The following is a 17,710-nucleotide window of genomic DNA, read 5'->3' as shown; positions in this document are numbered from 1 at the left end:
AAGAGGAGATCGTTATATGCAGGAAGTAATCATTGCAACTAAAAATAAGGGGAAAGCGAAAGAATTTCAAAATATGCTTTTACCGCTTGGCTTTCAAGTGAAAACGCTATTAGATTTTCCAGCCATTGATGAAATTGAGGAAACAGGAGCTACTTTTGAAGAGAATGCCATTATAAAAGCTGAAGCTGTAGCAAAAGAACTTGGGAAAATAGTTATTGCAGATGATTCTGGTTTAATCGTGGACGCACTTGAAGGTAGACCGGGAATTTTTTCAGCTCGATATGCTGGCCTTGATAAAAGTGATGAAGCTAATATAGATAAAGTTCTTACTGAATTGGAACAAGTCCCAGAAAATAACCGAACAGCGAGATTTTATTGTGCTCTAGCCGTTGCAATGCCAGGTAAACCTTCCTTTACCGTTTATGGGACGTGTGAAGGAAGCATTTTAAGGGAGCGCAAAGGAGCTCATGGGTTTGGGTATGATCCGATTTTCTTTGTAACGGAGAAGCAAAAAGCAATGGCTGAAATAGAACCAAATATAAAGAATCAAATTAGTCATCGTGCAAAAGCATTAGAAAAGCTAGAAGAACAACTAAAATCCTTTAAAGGGGTCTAATATCATGAGAATTTTAATTGTGAGTGATAGTCATGGTTTGGATTCTGAGCTTAGTAAGCTGAGAGATAGACATAGGGATGAAGTAGAACTCTTTATTCATTGTGGAGACTCTGAGCTTGCTTACGATGACAAAGAGCTTAATGGATATGTTAAAGTGAGAGGTAATTGTGATTATGATAGTCGATTCCCTAATGAGGTGCTAGAGGATGTAGGTGGCTTTAAACTTTTTGCCACACACGGTCATCTCTATTCCGTCAAAAGCAGCTTGATGAAATTATCTTATCGTGCAAAAGAATTAAACGCTGCTATCGCTTGTTTTGGACACTCTCATGAACTGGGAGCTGAGTTGATTGACAACATTCTATTTATTAACCCAGGAAGTATAAGGCTACCGCGAGGACGAAAAGAAAAAACATATGTCATCCTTGATATTGTAGGAAACAAACTGTTGTTGCATGTATACGACATCCAAGGTGGAGAAATAGAAGCATTGAGGAAAGAGTTTACTTTTTAAGGGAATTATTAATTTTTTGAAGGTGGACTGGTGTCTAGCTACAGCGCTTAGCCCTTGTGAAAAATCACCTTTTGACTCTAAAAGTAAAAAGCGCTTTTTGAGTCAAAAGAACATTTTTCTTCAGGACTGAACAAAGCGCTTCCGCTTTTCTTAGAGGAGGGAAGTTTTTCCCTCTAACTAATTTTTAAAAAATATTTCATTTTTTATGTTGACTTTTCTGTTGTTATTCCATATAATAAAAAATGTCCTCGAGACAAGGTATTGTCCCAGTAGCTCAGCAGGATAGAGCAACGGCCTTCAATTAGGAGCCTCAATAGGGAAACAGAAACCTATTGAGTGGACGACACTATATCGGTGAAGCCTTAACAGATCATGCTGATGGTAATACCGAGGAAACTTACGATCTCTTTTATAGAGATTGAAGAGCTTTGAAAGGTTGAGCGTTTGCTTAGAGGTAAGAGCTCTGAAGAATAATCAAATGATTATCGTGAGGTTCCGTAGAGACTACACGTGTCGCACCTGAAATGGTGAAGATATAGTCCAGACTACAAACAATCAAATAGTTGGTGGCGAAAGTCATGGTGGTATGCTAAGCCGTCGGTCGGGAGTTCGAATCTCTCCTGGGACGTAACAGAAATGGGCGATAAAGCCCGTCAAATCAACCTTCTATAGCGTTAAATGAAACGGTCAATGCATCGGTCAAATAAGCGATTATTTCCGATACTTGCTCGATATAGTTTAACGTTATAGGAGGTTTTTTATTTGACGAAAAAGAAGAAAATTTTATCCGTCGATGAAGATTTGAGCGGAATTTTTACGCAGAAAGCGTCCAGTCCAGCGGTCAACAAACCGTCTCCCGATCGTATGACAATCGAAAAAGCTCTCGAAATTATAACGCGTCAAATGACAATCAGCGGAAACAGACCCCGCACAATCAGCGACTATAATGTGTACGTCAACCACTTCGCGGAAATAACGAAACTTACATATGTTGACGAAATCGAAACGGATCATCTATATAATTGGCTCGGAAGTATGAACGTGTCAAAGCAGACGAAGTTAACGCGTATAAAGTGCGTAAAAGCGTTCTTGTCGCGCTGTTTTGATAACGGATGGGTAAAGGGTCGGTTTTGGCGGAAAGTGAACGTGAAGGTTGACAGCCACGTTAAAGAAGGCGCCACAGACCGAGAGATTCGCGTTTTGCTGTCCGTGCTTGACCTAAACGACTTCGTACAGCTACGCGATGCTACAGCGCTTCTTCTAATGTATAAGACGGGTATCCGCGTCGGAACGGTTGTAAAACTCGAAAAGAAGCACGTTGATTTGGAGCAAAAAATACTACGTCTTGACGGCGCAATCATGAAGAACCACGAGCAACTGTTTTTACCGTTTGACGATATACTGCACCGTTTGCTAACCGTTCTAACGCGTCAGAATGACGAGATACGGCGCGAGTATAAACAGGACAACCAATACGTCTTTATAACGATTCACGGCGGTATAATCGCAACAGGTCCGTCTAACAACAATATACAAAAGAGGCTGAATAAATACGCAAAAGAATACGGTTTGAAAAATATAAATCCGCATGCGCTGCGTAGGGGGTTCGCGAAATCTTTGTTGGACAAGGGCGCGAACATAGCGGAGATTTCAAAGGCGCTCGGTCATAGTAATTTAGCGGTAACTTCACAATATTTACATTTGGATAAAGAAGAAATAGCAGAGAATTTACGAAAATATTTATAGTAGCGAAATTATGGCGTCAATCCTTTCGAGGGTTGACGTTATTTTTTTTGCGTAAAAGTGCGCGAAGTGAAAATGACGCGGGTATTATTATGTGCCAGAGAAAAATCACATGGAAAATGTCCACATAGGAGTTTTGATCCGTATAAAAATATAGGAGGAGTTTTTCGTTAAAGTGCGCGAATTTTATTTCTCCTGCCTATTATATATTGAATACGAAAAATCACACGGGAAAGGGGCTATTGACGGGCGTATATGATAAATATATAGATGATGTTCAAGAATTACTAGATATGGGATATAACAATTGCCAAATTTCTAGGGAATTAAGTATTTGTAGAAAAAAGGTTTCAAGAGTGATAAAAAAGCATAATTTAGAAACCTATGTTCCTTTTGATGAGATGGAGTATCTTTATAACGACGACCAACATATTTATGATCCAGAACTTATGCGAGATAAATCTGAAAGATTGATCTTATCTGTTTTAGACAGCGATTTAATTATTTACCTTAAAATCTACGCAACTATTACTTTAACTTATCGGAGGTGTTAAAGGGTGTCAAACGCATATATTCGCACCGGAGAGTTACGCGATGGATTTACGATGATGTATCATGAAGTTTTCGACTTGTACCATCCATATATAGGCGACAAGGCGACACTATACTATCTATACCTATTGCGTTACCGAAATCATGAGTCGGAAAAGGAAACGTTCGGAAAGTCGTGGAATGGACGCACTAATGTCGTAGAAAAATTTCAGCTAAGTTATTCGACATTACCGATTCTTGATTCGATATTGGAGGCGGTTGGATTAATAAAAATCGAGTATAAGCCTGTTGGTCGCGGAAAGGACAAAATCATTTACATTGTCAATGATCCAATGGATAGACGTAAGTTTCGCGAACAAGAGGCTGTTATAAGGGAAAGGTTACGCCAAGTGATTACGAAGCATACAAACATAGGAAAACTGCTTGGTAAGGAGCAGGGGCTTAAATTACTTGCCTGAAAGTTATCTCTTTAGCTATGTAGATTTATATCTCTTGTAGTGTTAATGAAAAAGATAAATATAAAAAGACTTATTTAAAAAGATTAAATAATTGCGCCATTATAAAAATCAATAATGTCGCTACGCTTATAAAAGATTATGCGAAAATGTACTACTTATCTATTATCCGCAAAGAAGTAAATACAAAGTAGTAATAAATAACAGGCGCCAGCCACGCGCCACCAATTTACGCAGAAAGGGTCGATTCGCATGCCGGACTTTACGCGAGGTATTATCGAATTACAGCGACGTATTTACGCACAAACAGGACGTCGTACAGACGCGTATTACAAGGAAGGGTACGGAGCATTATTCGTATATGAAGGCGATCAGTTAACGCCGCAGAACGTCATTCACAGAGCAGACGAATTGCACTTAGCGCTATTAAATTTTTAAGGAGGCACACGAAAAATGTCCGAAATCAAAAAGGTAGTTTTACCGAAAGAAGTCGCCGAAGCAGTCGAAGGTTTTCGGTTTCATCTAGGTATGGACGAATTAGATTTAATCAACATTGAAAAGTTTGGAGAGCGGTATAAACGAGAATATCGTCAGTGGTATGGCGCTATTATAAAGTATTTCGAAGACAGCCGACTAGACTATATACGAGCACTAGTCAACGGCTATGAAATCGCCAAGTCGCCCGAAGAAAGATTGCGCGAGTACTTCAACGCACGGTCGGCAGAGTATCACCGCGAATTGGCAGTAGGATGGTCGGTGCGGGCGCAATATTATAAAGGACAGGTGATTGCTATTAAAGAAATGCTAGATATTCTCAGCATCAAACTTGAAGGCATTAACGCCTAATTTAAGCCGTCAAACAGTCGCATATAGACGTTTTAAACACGAAGTAATACAAATAGTCTCGGACGCAATAAAGGCGCTTAAAACGACGATAATACACGAGGAAAAGGGGCGATAAAATGGCACGTAAATCTACAACGCTAACTGAACTAAATGCAATCATGAAACGTTGCTCGGAAATATCCGCAGTACGATACGTAAGTCCAACGATTCATCCCGGATTTAAAATCGTAGTCGCAATCGACTTGCACACGTCGCAGGGTACGAAGCAATTTACAATCACGAACAATCCCGATGAGAATTTCGAGCTAACGAAGGCGGTCAACGAATACTTAGACGGATTGGAGGCGGTAAAATGAGCGGAAAAACGCTCGAAGAACTTAACCGATTTAACCCGAATGTGGTTTACGTAATTTATAGCGATGGTATTCCGTATCTTAACGATTTCGGCGGTCTTGAAGTCGCAAAAAGCGAGGCAAAAGCGTTAAGTAAGATCGCGTTTATCAAACGTAGGAATTTTGGGTATGGCGAATTTACAGCGGAAAAATACGTAAAGGAGGACTGGAAATGACTGACGAACAACTCGCCGCAATAAAAGAGCGGGCGGAAAAGGCTTCGGCTGGACCGTGGGAGATTGATGAAGAGATCGACGGAGTTTACAGTGGTAAGAATACGGTTGTGAGAACAGTAAATCCATCTTCACGTTATAGTTCGCGGATTGTCAGCGTAGGGCAAACTAGAAGACACGTAAAAGAGGGTGCCGAGCAAAACGTAGAATTCATCGCCAACGCCCGTCAAGACATTCCCCTACTAATCGCCGAAATCGAGCGCCTACGCATCGTTGAGCAAGCGTATGAAGCGCTGAAAAAGGCGCTGTAGAAAGGAGGTAGGTGCGTAATGCCTAAACGGAAATCAGACGTAACAATTCTCCGAGAGCACTTAAAGCAACGCCACGTCGAGGTATACGGAATTGATTACGTCAGCAACAATTACGCGATGGAAGGGCGTAATCTTAAAACGATGATAGCGCAATATGGCGTTGATGTCGTGCGCCAGTTCATAGATGCATGCTTTGCGGACTACCGACCAACGCGCGACTACCCTGGCTTAAATTTCGCGTTTATGTTTTCGTATCAAAGGGCGCGTATATTGCCGCGAGTGCTTGCAGACGAGAAGAGACGACATTTGGCGGAATCGCACGAAGAACAAACGAGCAGTACAAATTTAACGGAATGGTGGTAGGTAGCATGAATGAAACGGGCTATCGCACGGAAAAACGACACGCAAAGGTTGGCGAACGTATTTTGATTACGAAGGCGGAACCACTATGGGACCAAGCGTATAAAAACGGGGACATACTTACTGTGGTTGAAGCAAACGCTGTCGCAAAGGGTGACGTTTATGTAAAAGAACAATCGGATTTTATTGATTATAGCGAATACGAAGTAATTACGGAGGTGGAAATCGGAATGAACAACGGAATCATCGAACAAATGCATGCGGAAATTGCGGAATTAAAATCGAAAGTGACTGCGCTGGAAGACCGATTGTCAAACGGAAAGGTGCCGGAAGTGCCGAAAACAGGGCGTCAATTTCTATCCGAACAACGTCAGGAATCACGCGACGAAATCATTGAAAAGGCAAAGCGCGATGTTACGGAATTAAGTACGACTTGGCGTGCAGGATGTACTTCGTTAATGTATCCGCCTAGCGCATTTGATCCTAAAACGGAAAAGGTGAACTTCGAAATTAATCGCGAGAAACGTACCGTTGTTTGCTATATCACTTACGATTTATACGGAAAAACGCATACTAGCTTTCGAGGCATCGCCAAATGTGGGCCGACTGACTGCTTTAACGCTCACATAGGACGCGCAATCAGCCTTCGCCGTGCGCTAGGACTCGAAGTGCCTGCGGAGTATTTATCGGTGCCACAGCCGACGGAGGTTCGAGTGGGTGATGTTATTAAAACTAGTGCGTATAGAGAGTTAAATGGTTCCGAATTTAAGACGGATGTAAATTCCGGTATGGTACGTAAAGGACTATTGAAATATATACGTTATGAAATCATCGACGACAGTCGCGAAAATGAACCGAAGGTGGTGGCGGAATGAATACGTTCGAAAATTCGAAAGTTAATCTGCATCCAATTGAAAAGTTCGTCTTGCTCGTAAATTCGGCGTTTGTAGCGTTTGTTATATTCACGCTATCTTACGTTATGATAACGGAATTTGGCGGATTATATGGCTTCGTAGGCGTCATTGGCGTTCTTCTTTCGCTGTGGTATCCGATTATGGTATATCGCGCAATCCACGGAAAAGGGATGAATCGCTAATGACCACGGATAAATGCTATTGCCTCGAACGTTTCCGCAAGACAGACCCGAACATCAACGGCGACTGCCTGCGCGGAAACTGTGCGAGGTGGAGGAGCGAAAATGGATGGCTTACCGTCAGCGAAGCGCTCGGACCGTTGCATCCATCGAAGTGTCCCGAATGCGGAAACGTCAATTATCTGACGGAAGAAGGCACGAAAAGCACCGTCCATTGTCAGCGGTGTTATCGCCATTATGAATACGGAGGTGTTGCGGAATGACAAGCGTAAAGGGAATGACGTGGGGAACACCGGAATTTGTTGCGGTAGCAAAGCAGGCGGAAGAACAAGCGTCAGTGGACGAACGTGTAAAGGAACTGACGGAAGAACTTTGCCAAATAGTTTGTAATAGCGTATTTTCCCACGAAACATTCGAACAAGCGCGCCAAGAAGTCAAACGCGTGTTTGAGCTGTTCGATGAAACGGAGGTCGATGGTTATTGAACCTTAACCGCATATTAAAACGTTCAAGCGACAAGACTTACACCGGATATGATTATACGCTAGATGGGGCGAGTGAACCACGTGTAAAAGGCGAAGATAAACGCAAACGAACGAAGCTCGAACGTACAGTTCGAAAGCGAATCGATAGGAAGGAGGCGGAACAGTTTGACGAACACTCATGCGAATAATTGTCTGTTGGCTGACCATTGCTCACTCGCAGGCACGGCGAAATGCAACCGAACGTGCGGCGCATTTATTGCCTTGCATGGCATGACCGGCAAAAGCGGTCGAGCTGGCGTTGCTAATATACCGAGCGATTACCGGCTCGTGACGCTTGCCAATTCGCCAGCGCGCGCTAGTCAGCCGGATGTCTATAAAAACGTTGATGCATATGTTCGGACGTTCGAGCGCATGTTTGAGACGGACGCTGAACGCATTAAATCGCTGTTCCTTTTCAGCGAAAGTCCTGGGACGGGCAAAACAACGACTGCATCGGCGATCGCTAACGAATATTTAACGCAACATTATATTGGATCGTTGAAACGGAATAGGCAACCGTTGCAGCGACCGGTTTACTTCCTTGACGTAAATAACTGGCAGACGTTATATAACGAATTTAATCGTGCCAACATTCCGGCTGATGTTGCGGAACGAGCATCGCGCGAATATTACCGTCAAATGGAACTGGCGAAACAGGCGCAATATTGTGTGCTCGACGATATTGGCGTAAGGCAGGCGACCGAAGCGTTTAGGGCGGATTTGCATTCGATCATTAACGCAAGGGTGGCGAATGGGCTACCGAGTTGCTATACGTCTAATTTGCCAATCGAGGAAATGTCGCAAGTTTTTGACGCGAGATTATACGATAGGCTTCGTGACCATTGCGCGGTATTGAGTTTCAGCGGAACGAGCAAAAGGGGGATGCGTAAGAAATGAACGAAAGGGAACGAATAAAGGAATCGCTAATAACGCAAGGTTTCGATGTTGTTAACGTAGTAACAGCGTGGTCAAACGGCAGTAAAATCAGGCGCTATCAAGGTCAAGGAGAAGGAAGCGAGTGGCACAGTCCAAAAGACGGCTATCGCAAGATGTACGCTGTGTTAATCGAGGTGAAGGAGGCGACCGAATGACGAAACAACGCTTTAACTTCGGCGATTTGGTCCGTGTTGCCGGCTACTTTCCTCGCGTGTTCCAAGTCGACGGTTGGCGCACGGAACACTGGCATTATCCGGAGGAAGAATGGACGGACATGGTTTACGAATTGCACGACGTACAAACAGGTGATTGGCTTGAAGCTGACGAGGAAGATTTGTCGATAGTTGTGCCGGCAATCATGGCGAAGGATTATATCGCGTATAGGCTAGTGCAGAACGATAGCGACGGATGGCCGGATACCTATGAAAAGGAGGCGGTTAAAATGGCGAAAGAACCACGCAAGCTGACAGCACGCGAATTATCGGCGCAATAGGCGGAAAGACGCAAGAAGGAGCGCAAGGAACGCGAAGTAAAAGTTAACGCGCTGCTCGACGAATTGAACGACTATAAAGCACTTGCGGACAAATTCGGCGATGAAGCGTACAAGGCGCACGTTGATTATTTAACGTTGAAGCTTGCGGAATTGATGACGAAATGAATATGCAGATAAAGGTGACGCATAAATATTTCGTTGTGCCTGCGGAGGTTGACGGACAATCGTATGTGATCGAGAAAGATGACGAAATGCTAGTAAAGCAAGTACGCCGATATGGTCCGATAGATGACGAAATGATTGGCGAATTACTGTACCGGATTGAAGAGGGAAGCAAGAACGTAATACGGCGCGCCTTTGAGGAAATCGTCAAAGTGGACGCTAGTTTGATAGATTCGTCAAAATAAAAGGAGGACGTTAGAATGGCGGAATTATACTTGTACAAATACAAAGCGGAAGAATTAATCCACGTAATGCAGGTCGCGTTGAGTACGCATTTGCCAGACCAAGTAAGGAGCGATATTTACCGGATGTTGTACGAGGCGGTGACGGAAGAAAACAAGCAAGCGATATATTGGCGCAACGTGTGGGAGGAACGATATGATAAGCTGATTGATCGCGATTATGTGCGAAAATGGAACGAATTAAGGCTGAAACTTGGTCGGATGGATGATGCGGTTAAGACGGATGATGTGCTTGAGTTAATGTTGAAGTTGGATAGAAGCGAAAGTATTCGATAGTTGACACAAATTACGAATTAAGGAGAGCGGGTGGGAGGTTTGTCCAAAGTATTAGATGCGTGTTGCGGTAGTAAGATGTTTTGGTTTGACAAAGAAAACGAAGATGTACTTTTTATGGATAAACGAGAGTTAGAAACAACTTTAAGTGATGGCAGGAAATTGGTCGTTAAGCCGGATATTGTGGCTGATTTTAGAGAAATGCCCTTTGAAGATAATTCTTTTTATCTAGTTGTTTTCGATCCTCCACATTTGCTTAAAGTAGGCGAAGAATCTTGGTTAGCAAAGAAGTATGGAAAGTTAGAAGAAAGTTGGCAGAGTGATATAAAACAAGGTTTTGACGAGTGTATGAGGGTTTTAAAACCAAACGGAACACTTATTTTTAAGTGGAATGAGGAACAAATAAAACTTAGTGAAATATTAAGAGTGATTGACATTAAACCGTTGTTTGGTAATAAACGGAGTAAAACACATTGGTTAGTTTTTATGAAGTAATTTCGCAATATGAAAGGAGTTGACGGTATTTGCAATACGCTAATCTATTATTCTCGAAAATATGCGACGAGGATAACGTTTCAGCACTTACGCGCTACGGAATCACAAGCGCCGATCTACCAACAGCAGGCGAACGCCAAGTCTTCCGTTTCATCAACGATTATGCCCAACAAAACGGAGGCAAAGCGCCCTCTTACGCCACTTTGACGGCTGAATGTCCCGATTTCATTTATACGCCACAGGTAGGCGATTCCTACGAGTATTTAGCGCGTCAGATCAAGAAGTACGCGGCGAAAATGTCGTTCGTCGAGCTAGTGAACGGAAGTGCCGACAAGCCTGGCGAAATGTTCCGTAAATTCGACGAGCTAGGCGAAAAAGATTTCGAAAGTTACGTCGAATGGTTGCAAACGACGCTCGAAGGGATTAAAATAGGAACAAGCGTTCGGAAATCAGTAGGCAAAACGTTAGCCGAAATTAAGGCGGACTTTAAGGCGGAATTCTTGAAGCGCGAGGAAGGATCGTCAGCCAAGCGTTGGGATACGCCGTTCGAGTCATTAACGCGAGAAATTTCCGGATGGTTCAGCGGAGATGTTTACGGAGTTATCGGTGAGTCAGGCCGCGGTAAAACGTATTTGCTTTGCGTCATTATTGATTCGTTATTGCGTCAGGGCGCTAATGTCCTCGTCAAGTCGTTCGAGGTCAAGGAGTACGTATGGATTTCGCGACTAATTAGCGTAGCGACCGCAGTTGACGAATTGTTGGTCGATGAGCTAGGGCGAAATTTGGGGCTGCCGAATAAGCGTATATTAGCGGGCAACCTTGACGATGAAATCCGTGCGCAATTCCTTACCGTTGTTGAAACGCTAGATTCGTATTATTCTGGAACGCTATTTTTCCAAGGCAAAAGTGGCGCAGAATTAACGCGTTCACTCGACGATTTAGAGCGTGAAGTCATGACGGGAACCATTGACGCTGTGGTGATCGATCCATTCTACGGATTGTCGGACGTTTACGGCAAAAACGTTAATAAAACGGCCGGTGGCGCGGCTGAATATGCGGCAACACGATTCGAGCAGATTATCGGCGATAACGATGTGGTCGGATTCTATACGGTGCAGGCGACCGTTGAAAAGAAGCAGACGGACGACACAGGCACGCGTGAGCTAAAAATACCGACGCGCGACCAAGTAAAAACATCGAAGCGCCTGCTCGATATTGCGACAAATTTAATCGGATTCGATAGCGTGGAAAAAGAAGGAATCGCGATGCTTGGAATCGAAAAAGGGCGTAATGGCGGTGAAGATTTTCGGCTCGAACTAATGGCGCTATTTGGCTACGGAGTGCTAAAGGAGTTTCCTAGCGGTGAAGTGGCTGCGAAACAATTCGGATTTTAAGGAGGCGAAATCATGCGGAAATTCTTTTACGTATTTAACGAAGCCGACGTCAGTAAATGGAAATATTGTCCGTTATGCGGCTCCCCAATTATCGAAGTATATCCGGGCGATTTCTGCGGACATATAACGTGTGCGGGCGATGATGATTGCGAAATAGACTTCGAGATTGAGTTAGAGGACGTGAGCGCCGATGGCGGAAATTAACATACGCGGTCAAACGCTAGACATCGACGTAGAGGCGGAGCTGCGCCAATTCGAGTGGACGCGACCGACCTGGAACGCAGACAAGCTCATCGCAGCATCGCCGTTCAGGTTCGACCGTTCGCCGTCGTTCTTTGTCCGCCTAGAACCTTACGCAAATTATCCGGCTGGCACGTGGGCTGATTCGGGCTACTATGACGCGGAGTGGTCAAGCGGCAACTTGATGAAACTCTTATCGTTCTTGCGCAACGAAACACATGAGGAAACCGAGGAATATTTGCTTGATACCTACGGATTTTTGGTAAGTAATACCGAGATAAAATTGAAGCCCGTTAAGCTACGCGTTCAGCGATCTAGGCAGTCGTTGAACGACGGGCTATTGGCGCAATATGCCGAGGATTACGCTTACTTGGAATCTCGGGGCATTAGCGTAGGAGTCCAGCGACAGGCGGGCGTCAAATATGATGCGCAAAATAAGGCGGTCGTGATTCCGTGGCGGCTCGCTGACGGGCGGTTGGCAAACGTTAAATACCGCAAAACGTTCGGCAAAGCGTTTTGGTACGAGCGCGGTGCATGGCCTATTCGCGAACTAGTTTACGGAATTGAGCAGGCGGAAAAGACAACAGTGCTGTGCGAAGCTGAGATCGATGCGCTGTCGTGGCGGATGGCGGGTTATGCTGCGATTGCGGTCGGTGGCGCGAGCTTTAACGAGTTTAAGCGTGACGTCATATTGCAGTCGAAGGTCGATGAGCTTTTAATCGCGACGGATAACGATAAGGCTGGTGAAAAGTTGCGGGAGGAAATTGCGTATTATTTGCGCGGGCGAGTTGGATTGCGGAATGTTTACGTAGACAGTCGAGTGAAGGACGCTAATGAGGCGTTGGTTAAATTAGGCGCGGAATCATTGCGGAAATCTGTGTCTCAGTCGGAAAGTGTGCGATGCTTGTACGTGAAAACCCGTACTTTCGGCTTGGGTAAGCGAACATAAGCGTCAAATCTTACCCGTCCAAATCTTGCTTCGGATCATCGTATGCCCATTCGTATAGATCGTCGATATCGCAGCCAAGTTCGATCGAAATGACTTTCGCGGTATCGACTCTCATTATATTGCGACCGCGTTCCAAATCGGATATTTGCGATTTCGATTTACCTATTCGGTCGCCGAGTTGGGCTTGCGTAAGGCCGCGGGCTTTACGATGTTTTCGAAGCAAGCACCTTCCGACTTTAATCGTGATGCATCACCTCAATTATGTATTTATTTTTGACTTTTGTACTCTATGTAAATAACTTTTTCTATTGGAACTTCAAGCTCTTGACATAATTTTATTAGCGTTGAAATACTCACAGGCTCATTTTTACTTATTTGCGCTTGAGTTTTAGCATTTAAACCTACCAATTCTCTAAAATCACTAAGTACTTTTCCTTTCTCTTTCAATGTTAATTTTAATGGGTCGTAGTTAATCACGAAAATCACCTCCTTATATCATTAATGTTTACAAAATGGAACATTTTAATTATAATATAAATTATACCAAATATAACAACAATTGTCTTGTGATTATACATAGGAGTGGTTACTATGAAAGTCATAAAAAAAGAAATATTCGATTACATATCAGATAACGATATAGTTGAAAAAGAATTCGCGGTAAAAATCGGGTGTAAACCTTCCCAACTCTCTGACGCAAAACTCGGTAAAAATTTAAATTTCAGAGTTTTATTAAAGGCGGTAATCGTTATGAACGGCAAAAACTACAAGAAAAAATTGGAGGATTGGTGCCTACGATTAGATTATGCAGAAGGAATAAAGCATGCGTTTGAATATGCTAGTTTAACAAAAAATGAAAAACTTTTAGGTAAAATGTTGGATAAACATAAAAACTCATTTGGAGTAGTTAAAGAATGTTGCATAGTATACGGGTTGTTATATAAACATATTAGATATGAATTTCCCGAAACCGAACTAAAAGATAGAGCTGATGCTATTAAAGGAATAAAAAACAAAACGTTATTACTTCTGATAGAAATAATAAAAGTAATAGGTTTATATTATAAAAAAAAGTATTTAAGAATGCTTGAGGACCTCGAAACAATTGAAGATAGCATAAAAAAATTAAGCGATAAAAGAGAATTATTTATAAAAGAATGCTACTTCATTCGTTGTTCAGAAGCTTACGCCCCAGCTTTGTTTCAACTAAACTCTTTAGATTCCCTCCGACAACACGCAAAAAGATTAATTAATACAAATATAAGCGCGACATTAACTGCGGCTGGGTATTATTATATGGGAATGTCGTACATTGTTGAGGACAAGGAAAGGGCCCTCCAAAATCTTCAACTTAACTACGAAATCCTAAAAGGCCGTCATCACAGATCAGCTACACACGCATTGTCGTGCTTAAATTTTGCAAGATCATATCACTACGAAACTTTAATCGCCGGCGAAGAAGATGAAACAATAAAAGTATATAATAAAATAAAGCTTAACAAAAAAATTACTGACGAAGAAAAAGACATTATAAAAAACAGTCAAAGTTCTATTCCATTTAAAAAATACTATCTCTCCCTAGAAGAATCTTCCGTAGAAAATCTAAGCGAATCAGTAGCAATATTTGCATCCGATAAAAAATTATTTTATGCTAACTTAGTTCTGCAAGATATAAAAAAACTAAATCCAAATATGTTGGTGATTGACGGCCTCCTAAAAATAAATTTCTATCAAAAAGGAGAAAACCAATATGAAAAAAACTGCTATCACTGTTTTAGCGATTTTAGGGATTTTAACCTCATTTGTTGTTAGTTTTTCAATAGCGAATCATCAAAGTAACGAAATACAATCTGCCGACCCAGAACCAAGACCATAATAAATGTGATCCCCTTTCCAACTAGGTTAGGGGTTTGTTTTTTGTTTACATATGTATACACAAAAAATCATTTATAAAAGATTGTGTATTTTATAAATATTCCCTTTTCATTGGTTTATTATGTAAGCATAAAATAAATTTAATTATTTTATAAAAATATGCGCGAAACAAAAATGGTGCGGGTATTATTATGTGTCAGATGAAAAAGGGGGAAACAAAATATATGAATCTTGAAAATTTAATAGCAGATTTTAAAAAAACCGGTAGCGATACTATATTCGAAAAGGTATATCGAGAAATCGAAAAGGAAACACGGTTTAACCAACAACAGTACATCGAAACTGTTGCCGAATCAATAAATGCAACTGAACATGAAACTCGCGAACTGTTTGACGATTGCATAATTTACACTATTAAAAATTACAACGAATCAAAACGATTCATCCCGTACTTTAAATGGAAGTTCAGAAATATGCGTGCTAACTTTATGCGTGATAAACAAACGGTGGATTCAATCGAAATATATGCAAGTCAAATGAATGAAACAGCAATGCATCATTTTGAAATTGTAGACGAATTTAATCTCGAAAGACATATAACCAAAAAGAAAAAGGCCGACCAGATGCAACTGATCGACTTTTTCCTGAATGGAGCGGACACAACAACGACTGCAATCGTTGAAACGTTCCTAGCACATCCTAAACCTACTGCGACTGCAATCGCAAAGGAAATCGGGTGTCACCATTCGAAAGTAATACGCGCTTTAAATCGCCTGGCAGCGAAATATGATACTAAACAGTTCGGGGATTACCACGACTATTTAGTTGCGCAATAAACGAAGTCTATGGGGCATTTAGGCAATACGTCCCATACGCTTCTTATAGTTTATTATACGTCTTTGTAGTGAAAACGTAAATAAACGCTTTCTTGCTAATATTATCAGCATTCGACACATTTCGCAATAGGACGGAGGTAAACGTAATGAAACTGAAAAGAACGTTACAGCGCATTAAATGCGACCCCATCCATCTATACGAAGGAACAGGCGCAGAAGTTTCATTAAATATTAAGGCGGTTCGCATCGCATGAAAAAATATACGGTCACGGACCACGCAATCCAACGCGCAACAGAGCGACTCGGTATTATGGCGGAACATGCAACGAATCATATTGTTCAACTGATGCAAACAGCGTTCTATAACGGCGATACACCGTCCAAGCACGGCGGCATGGCAAAAGTTTACGATCACTATAAAACGCGCACGCGAATCATAGTCGGCGAGGATTCGAAAATAGTTACCGTTTATAGAATGCCCGCAACAACGAGCGATATTCCGCAAGCATTCTCGAACGACATTCGCCAATTAGTTAAACGCAAGTTTGCGAAAGCGCAACGCGAACACAAACGAATAGCACGCACGCTTGAAATCGAAATAGCGGAATTGAATTTACAGATCGCGCAGTTACGGTTGAATATTGCGAAGGCAAGATCGCCAAAGGTTCGCGCTACTATACAAGCGAAAATGAACGAAATCCAGTCGTTATTTAACGCAAAAGAAATCGAGTTAAGTAGCGAGAACGAGTCATTTTTGGAAATGAAAAGCGGAACGGAGGCGCTACTATGACCGCAATCATCGCAATCTATCTCGTTAACCTTATCGCTTTATTCACGTATTTAACTTGGAAAGGAGCAACGGAAGATGACCGTCAAAGTCGTTGATATGACGCAAGTCAAGCGAAATAAGAAACGCAAACAAATCGAATCAATGTACATTGCGTTTTACGGAAATACGTATGCGAAAATGAGCGCGAAGTAATGGGGATGGCGCATAAAAAAGATCGCAGTAGTTTCCGTTATCAAGCGAAATATAAACCGATTGGTAAGAGAATACACGGAGAAGACCCGTTATTACAAAACTTAAAGAAAGAATTGATATCAGAGGAGCAGACGAGGCGCACTAAGTAATTCTCGCGTCCGTAGGAAATCGCGAAGGGTAGTCGTTAAGTAATTAAGAGTCGCATCGATTCGCTAAACGCTGTCGGTGTTTCGATTGCAGAGACTCGCGGTTTGCTACGGGCGCGGGAAGTTATGAGGACGGAACAGCTGGCCGTCACGCTTGCCGGAAACACTACGATCTCCGTCGTAAGCTACGGTGTGAATCGATCGGCGAGTAGTAAAAAGAGCGTAAAAGCTAAGAGATGCGGAAGTGGCACTCCGCCATAACAATCCGGTGTTCGAATATTAATCAAGGAGGACGTTAAATGGGAATTAGAGATACGCTAAAGAAACGCGAGGAACAACGTGACGCAGCAGCCAACGGAGGTGGTCCAAGCGATTTACCGGAAGGCGTAAAACGCTATGTAGGAATGGGAAGCTATGGCGAAGTAAATAAGGATGGTCGCACGTTTATTGTTCTTGCTGATCCGGACGAATGGTTCTACTACTTCGTTCACCAAGACAAAAAATACGAAAATGGGCGAACAACTCACGCGTTTAAAAAGCATACGTGCTTGCATTCGCCGAAAGAAGTCAACGCCGATTTAGTGAAATATTTCAAGCCGGGCAAGTCCGAATGTATTTCGTGCAAAGCGGGCGCTAAACGCAAAATGTACGCAATGATTCCGGTTTACGATTTAGAGTACGGAACATATCGCGTAATCGACACCGTTGAGTTCCACGTAAATAACTTAATCGCCGACTACGATAAAATCGAAAAAACGATGAAGAAGGCGACTAAGAATCCGGATTATTCTATCGTTGGCGAAGCAGTTCATATTAAACAAGTCGATAAAACCTTTTCGATGGAATCTGGCGACGCAACTGACGAGCAATTAGAAGATGCGAAGAGATTCATCGGCGCGGAGTTCGATTACGTTGAGCTTGCGAATTTCCGTGAAATTGACGACATCAAAACGTTATTGACTGACGCGGAAGACGGTTCGATTGACAAGTCGGTGTTGGGCGCAAGTGAAACGCAAGATGACGATGATCTAACGAAACAATTTTAAACG

The 17,710-nt window shown here is 42.5% G+C and carries 29 protein-coding genes; 27 read left to right on the top strand and 2 right to left on the bottom strand.

Annotation, left to right across the window (positions count from 1 at the left end):
- Positions 1-16 precede the first annotated feature (16 nt).
- From FDO66_RS07150 to FDO66_RS07045, 23 genes are all read left to right on the top strand, one after another.
- Entirely contained in the window at positions 17-616 is a 600-nt protein-coding gene (locus tag FDO66_RS07150; protein WP_141431959.1) for an XTP/dITP diphosphatase, read from the top strand.
- Between the two features lie 4 nt (positions 617-620).
- Complete coding sequence (locus FDO66_RS07145; protein ID WP_141431958.1) at positions 621-1,130, top strand: metallophosphoesterase family protein; 510 nt, start codon at positions 621-623, stop codon at positions 1,128-1,130.
- Between the two features lie 762 nt (positions 1,131-1,892).
- Positions 1,893-2,876 (top strand): tyrosine-type recombinase/integrase, encoded by a 984-nt coding sequence (locus FDO66_RS07140; RefSeq protein ID WP_141431957.1) that lies wholly within the window; start codon positions 1,893-1,895, stop codon positions 2,874-2,876.
- Between the two features lie 206 nt (positions 2,877-3,082).
- Positions 3,083-3,427, top strand: coding sequence for a hypothetical protein (locus tag FDO66_RS07135; protein ID WP_181444483.1), 345 nt, complete (start codon positions 3,083-3,085; stop codon positions 3,425-3,427).
- A 3-nt stretch (positions 3,428-3,430) separates the two neighbouring features.
- On the top strand, positions 3,431-3,883 hold the full coding sequence (locus tag FDO66_RS07130; RefSeq protein WP_141431955.1) for a hypothetical protein: 453 nt from the start codon (positions 3,431-3,433) through the stop codon (positions 3,881-3,883).
- Between the two features lie 249 nt (positions 3,884-4,132).
- The gene (locus FDO66_RS07125; RefSeq protein WP_141431954.1) at positions 4,133-4,318 is read left to right on the top strand and encodes a hypothetical protein; all 186 of its coding nucleotides are present in this window, start codon (positions 4,133-4,135) and stop codon (positions 4,316-4,318) included.
- Between the two features lie 15 nt (positions 4,319-4,333).
- Complete coding sequence (locus tag FDO66_RS07120) at positions 4,334-4,726, top strand: DUF1642 domain-containing protein (RefSeq protein WP_141431953.1); 393 nt, start codon at positions 4,334-4,336, stop codon at positions 4,724-4,726.
- A 116-nt stretch (positions 4,727-4,842) separates the two neighbouring features.
- Positions 4,843-5,082: a M20 family metallopeptidase gene (locus FDO66_RS07115; protein WP_141431952.1), complete on the top strand. Its 240-nt coding sequence runs from the start codon at positions 4,843-4,845 to the stop codon at positions 5,080-5,082.
- On the top strand, positions 5,079-5,294 hold the full coding sequence (locus FDO66_RS07110; protein WP_141431951.1) for a hypothetical protein: 216 nt from the start codon (positions 5,079-5,081) through the stop codon (positions 5,292-5,294). Before FDO66_RS07115 ends, FDO66_RS07110 begins: the two co-directional genes overlap by 4 nt.
- On the top strand, positions 5,291-5,602 hold the full coding sequence (locus FDO66_RS07105) for a hypothetical protein (protein ID WP_141431950.1): 312 nt from the start codon (positions 5,291-5,293) through the stop codon (positions 5,600-5,602). Before FDO66_RS07110 ends, FDO66_RS07105 begins: the two co-directional genes overlap by 4 nt.
- An 18-nt stretch (positions 5,603-5,620) precedes the next feature.
- Positions 5,621-5,965 (top strand): hypothetical protein, encoded by a 345-nt coding sequence (locus tag FDO66_RS07100; protein ID WP_141431949.1) that lies wholly within the window; start codon positions 5,621-5,623, stop codon positions 5,963-5,965.
- Between the two features lie 5 nt (positions 5,966-5,970).
- Positions 5,971-6,837, top strand: a complete 867-nt coding sequence (locus FDO66_RS07095; RefSeq protein WP_141431948.1) for a hypothetical protein — start codon at positions 5,971-5,973, stop codon at positions 6,835-6,837.
- The gene (locus FDO66_RS07090) at positions 6,834-7,058 is read left to right on the top strand and encodes a hypothetical protein (protein ID WP_141431947.1); all 225 of its coding nucleotides are present in this window, start codon (positions 6,834-6,836) and stop codon (positions 7,056-7,058) included. Before FDO66_RS07095 ends, FDO66_RS07090 begins: the two co-directional genes overlap by 4 nt.
- Positions 7,059-7,314: 256 nt before the next feature.
- On the top strand, positions 7,315-7,539 hold the full coding sequence (locus tag FDO66_RS07085; RefSeq protein ID WP_141431946.1) for a hypothetical protein: 225 nt from the start codon (positions 7,315-7,317) through the stop codon (positions 7,537-7,539).
- Positions 7,536-7,727, top strand: a complete 192-nt coding sequence (locus FDO66_RS07080) for a hypothetical protein (protein ID WP_141431945.1) — start codon at positions 7,536-7,538, stop codon at positions 7,725-7,727. Before FDO66_RS07085 ends, FDO66_RS07080 begins: the two co-directional genes overlap by 4 nt.
- Positions 7,705-8,475, top strand: a complete 771-nt coding sequence (locus FDO66_RS07075; RefSeq protein ID WP_141431944.1) for an ATP-binding protein — start codon at positions 7,705-7,707, stop codon at positions 8,473-8,475. Before FDO66_RS07080 ends, FDO66_RS07075 begins: the two co-directional genes overlap by 23 nt.
- Positions 8,472-8,669: a hypothetical protein gene (locus tag FDO66_RS07070; protein WP_141431943.1), complete on the top strand. Its 198-nt coding sequence runs from the start codon at positions 8,472-8,474 to the stop codon at positions 8,667-8,669. Before FDO66_RS07075 ends, FDO66_RS07070 begins: the two co-directional genes overlap by 4 nt.
- The gene (locus tag FDO66_RS07065; RefSeq protein WP_141431942.1) at positions 8,666-9,007 is read left to right on the top strand and encodes a hypothetical protein; all 342 of its coding nucleotides are present in this window, start codon (positions 8,666-8,668) and stop codon (positions 9,005-9,007) included. The genes FDO66_RS07070 and FDO66_RS07065 overlap by 4 nt, the downstream gene beginning before the upstream one ends.
- Before the next feature lie 161 nt (positions 9,008-9,168).
- Positions 9,169-9,414, top strand: a complete 246-nt coding sequence (locus FDO66_RS20780) for a hypothetical protein (protein ID WP_181444482.1) — start codon at positions 9,169-9,171, stop codon at positions 9,412-9,414.
- Positions 9,415-9,429: 15 nt separating this feature from the next.
- Positions 9,430-9,747, top strand: coding sequence for a hypothetical protein (locus tag FDO66_RS07060; protein ID WP_141431941.1), 318 nt, complete (start codon positions 9,430-9,432; stop codon positions 9,745-9,747).
- A gap of 75 nt (positions 9,748-9,822) precedes the next feature.
- Complete coding sequence (locus FDO66_RS07055) at positions 9,823-10,239, top strand: methyltransferase domain-containing protein (protein ID WP_141432052.1); 417 nt, start codon at positions 9,823-9,825, stop codon at positions 10,237-10,239.
- 29 nt (positions 10,240-10,268) lie between these two features.
- Entirely contained in the window at positions 10,269-11,633 is a 1,365-nt protein-coding gene (locus FDO66_RS07050) for an AAA family ATPase (RefSeq protein ID WP_141431940.1), read from the top strand.
- 190 nt (positions 11,634-11,823) lie between these two features.
- A complete protein-coding gene (locus FDO66_RS07045; protein WP_141431939.1) occupies positions 11,824-12,822 on the top strand; it encodes a toprim domain-containing protein in 999 nt (332 codons plus the stop codon).
- 10 nt (positions 12,823-12,832) lie between these two features.
- On the opposite strand, the gene FDO66_RS07040 is transcribed toward FDO66_RS07045, so the two are convergent.
- Positions 12,833-13,045: a helix-turn-helix transcriptional regulator gene (locus FDO66_RS07040; protein WP_181444481.1), complete on the bottom strand. Its 213-nt coding sequence runs from the start codon at positions 13,043-13,045 to the stop codon at positions 12,833-12,835.
- A gap of 44 nt (positions 13,046-13,089) precedes the next feature.
- A complete protein-coding gene (locus FDO66_RS07035; RefSeq protein ID WP_141431937.1) occupies positions 13,090-13,299 on the bottom strand; it encodes a helix-turn-helix domain-containing protein in 210 nt (69 codons plus the stop codon).
- Positions 13,300-13,413: 114 nt separating this feature from the next.
- On the opposite strand from FDO66_RS07035, the gene FDO66_RS07030 reads away from it, so the two are divergent.
- The 4 genes from FDO66_RS07030 (at position 13,414) to FDO66_RS07015 (ending at position 17,707) form a co-directional block, all read left to right on the top strand.
- Complete coding sequence (locus FDO66_RS07030) at positions 13,414-14,634, top strand: AimR family lysis-lysogeny pheromone receptor (RefSeq protein WP_141431936.1); 1,221 nt, start codon at positions 13,414-13,416, stop codon at positions 14,632-14,634.
- Positions 14,635-14,921: 287 nt separating this feature from the next.
- Positions 14,922-15,533, top strand: coding sequence for a hypothetical protein (locus FDO66_RS07025; RefSeq protein ID WP_141431935.1), 612 nt, complete (start codon positions 14,922-14,924; stop codon positions 15,531-15,533).
- A gap of 250 nt (positions 15,534-15,783) precedes the next feature.
- A complete protein-coding gene (locus FDO66_RS07020; RefSeq protein ID WP_141431934.1) occupies positions 15,784-16,323 on the top strand; it encodes a hypothetical protein in 540 nt (179 codons plus the stop codon).
- Positions 16,324-16,960: 637 nt separating this feature from the next.
- Positions 16,961-17,707, top strand: coding sequence for a single-stranded DNA-binding protein (locus FDO66_RS07015; RefSeq protein ID WP_141431933.1), 747 nt, complete (start codon positions 16,961-16,963; stop codon positions 17,705-17,707).
- Positions 17,708-17,710: the final 3 nt, after the last annotated feature.

It is taken from the genome of Bacillus sp. 03113 (assembly GCF_006546985.1).
Lineage (GTDB): Bacteria > Bacillota > Bacilli > Bacillales > Cytobacillaceae > VATK01.
The sequence above is the reverse complement of the archived record's forward strand: the minus strand, read 5'-3'. Positions and strand labels throughout refer to the sequence as shown.

Bases quoted from the DNA above. Each gene is read 5' to 3' on its own strand.
- FDO66_RS07150 (WP_141431959.1), top strand. From the start codon at position 17: ATGCAGGAAGTAATCATTGCAACTAAAAATAAGGGGAAAGCGAAAGAA.
- FDO66_RS07145 (WP_141431958.1), top strand. From the start codon at position 621: ATGAGAATTTTAATTGTGAGTGATAGTCATGGTTTGGATTCTGAGCTT.
- FDO66_RS07125 (WP_141431954.1), top strand. From the start codon at position 4,133: ATGCCGGACTTTACGCGAGGTATTATCGAATTACAGCGACGTATTTAC.
- FDO66_RS07120 (WP_141431953.1), top strand. From the start codon at position 4,334: ATGTCCGAAATCAAAAAGGTAGTTTTACCGAAAGAAGTCGCCGAAGCA.
- FDO66_RS07115 (WP_141431952.1), top strand. From the start codon at position 4,843: ATGGCACGTAAATCTACAACGCTAACTGAACTAAATGCAATCATGAAA.
- FDO66_RS07110 (WP_141431951.1), top strand. From the start codon at position 5,079: ATGAGCGGAAAAACGCTCGAAGAACTTAACCGATTTAACCCGAATGTG.
- FDO66_RS07105 (WP_141431950.1), top strand. From the start codon at position 5,291: ATGACTGACGAACAACTCGCCGCAATAAAAGAGCGGGCGGAAAAGGCT.
- FDO66_RS07100 (WP_141431949.1), top strand. From the start codon at position 5,621: ATGCCTAAACGGAAATCAGACGTAACAATTCTCCGAGAGCACTTAAAG.
- FDO66_RS07095 (WP_141431948.1), top strand. From the start codon at position 5,971: ATGAATGAAACGGGCTATCGCACGGAAAAACGACACGCAAAGGTTGGC.
- FDO66_RS07090 (WP_141431947.1), top strand. From the start codon at position 6,834: ATGAATACGTTCGAAAATTCGAAAGTTAATCTGCATCCAATTGAAAAG.
- FDO66_RS07085 (WP_141431946.1), top strand. From the start codon at position 7,315: ATGACAAGCGTAAAGGGAATGACGTGGGGAACACCGGAATTTGTTGCG.
- FDO66_RS07070 (WP_141431943.1), top strand. From the start codon at position 8,472: ATGAACGAAAGGGAACGAATAAAGGAATCGCTAATAACGCAAGGTTTC.
- FDO66_RS07065 (WP_141431942.1), top strand. From the start codon at position 8,666: ATGACGAAACAACGCTTTAACTTCGGCGATTTGGTCCGTGTTGCCGGC.
- FDO66_RS20780 (WP_181444482.1), top strand. From the start codon at position 9,169: ATGAATATGCAGATAAAGGTGACGCATAAATATTTCGTTGTGCCTGCG.
- FDO66_RS07060 (WP_141431941.1), top strand. From the start codon at position 9,430: ATGGCGGAATTATACTTGTACAAATACAAAGCGGAAGAATTAATCCAC.
- FDO66_RS07055 (WP_141432052.1), top strand. From the start codon at position 9,823: ATGTTTTGGTTTGACAAAGAAAACGAAGATGTACTTTTTATGGATAAA.
- FDO66_RS07045 (WP_141431939.1), top strand. From the start codon at position 11,824: ATGGCGGAAATTAACATACGCGGTCAAACGCTAGACATCGACGTAGAG.
- FDO66_RS07030 (WP_141431936.1), top strand. From the start codon at position 13,414: ATGAAAGTCATAAAAAAAGAAATATTCGATTACATATCAGATAACGAT.
- FDO66_RS07025 (WP_141431935.1), top strand. From the start codon at position 14,922: ATGAATCTTGAAAATTTAATAGCAGATTTTAAAAAAACCGGTAGCGAT.
- FDO66_RS07020 (WP_141431934.1), top strand. From the start codon at position 15,784: ATGAAAAAATATACGGTCACGGACCACGCAATCCAACGCGCAACAGAG.
- FDO66_RS07015 (WP_141431933.1), top strand. From the start codon at position 16,961: ATGGGAATTAGAGATACGCTAAAGAAACGCGAGGAACAACGTGACGCA.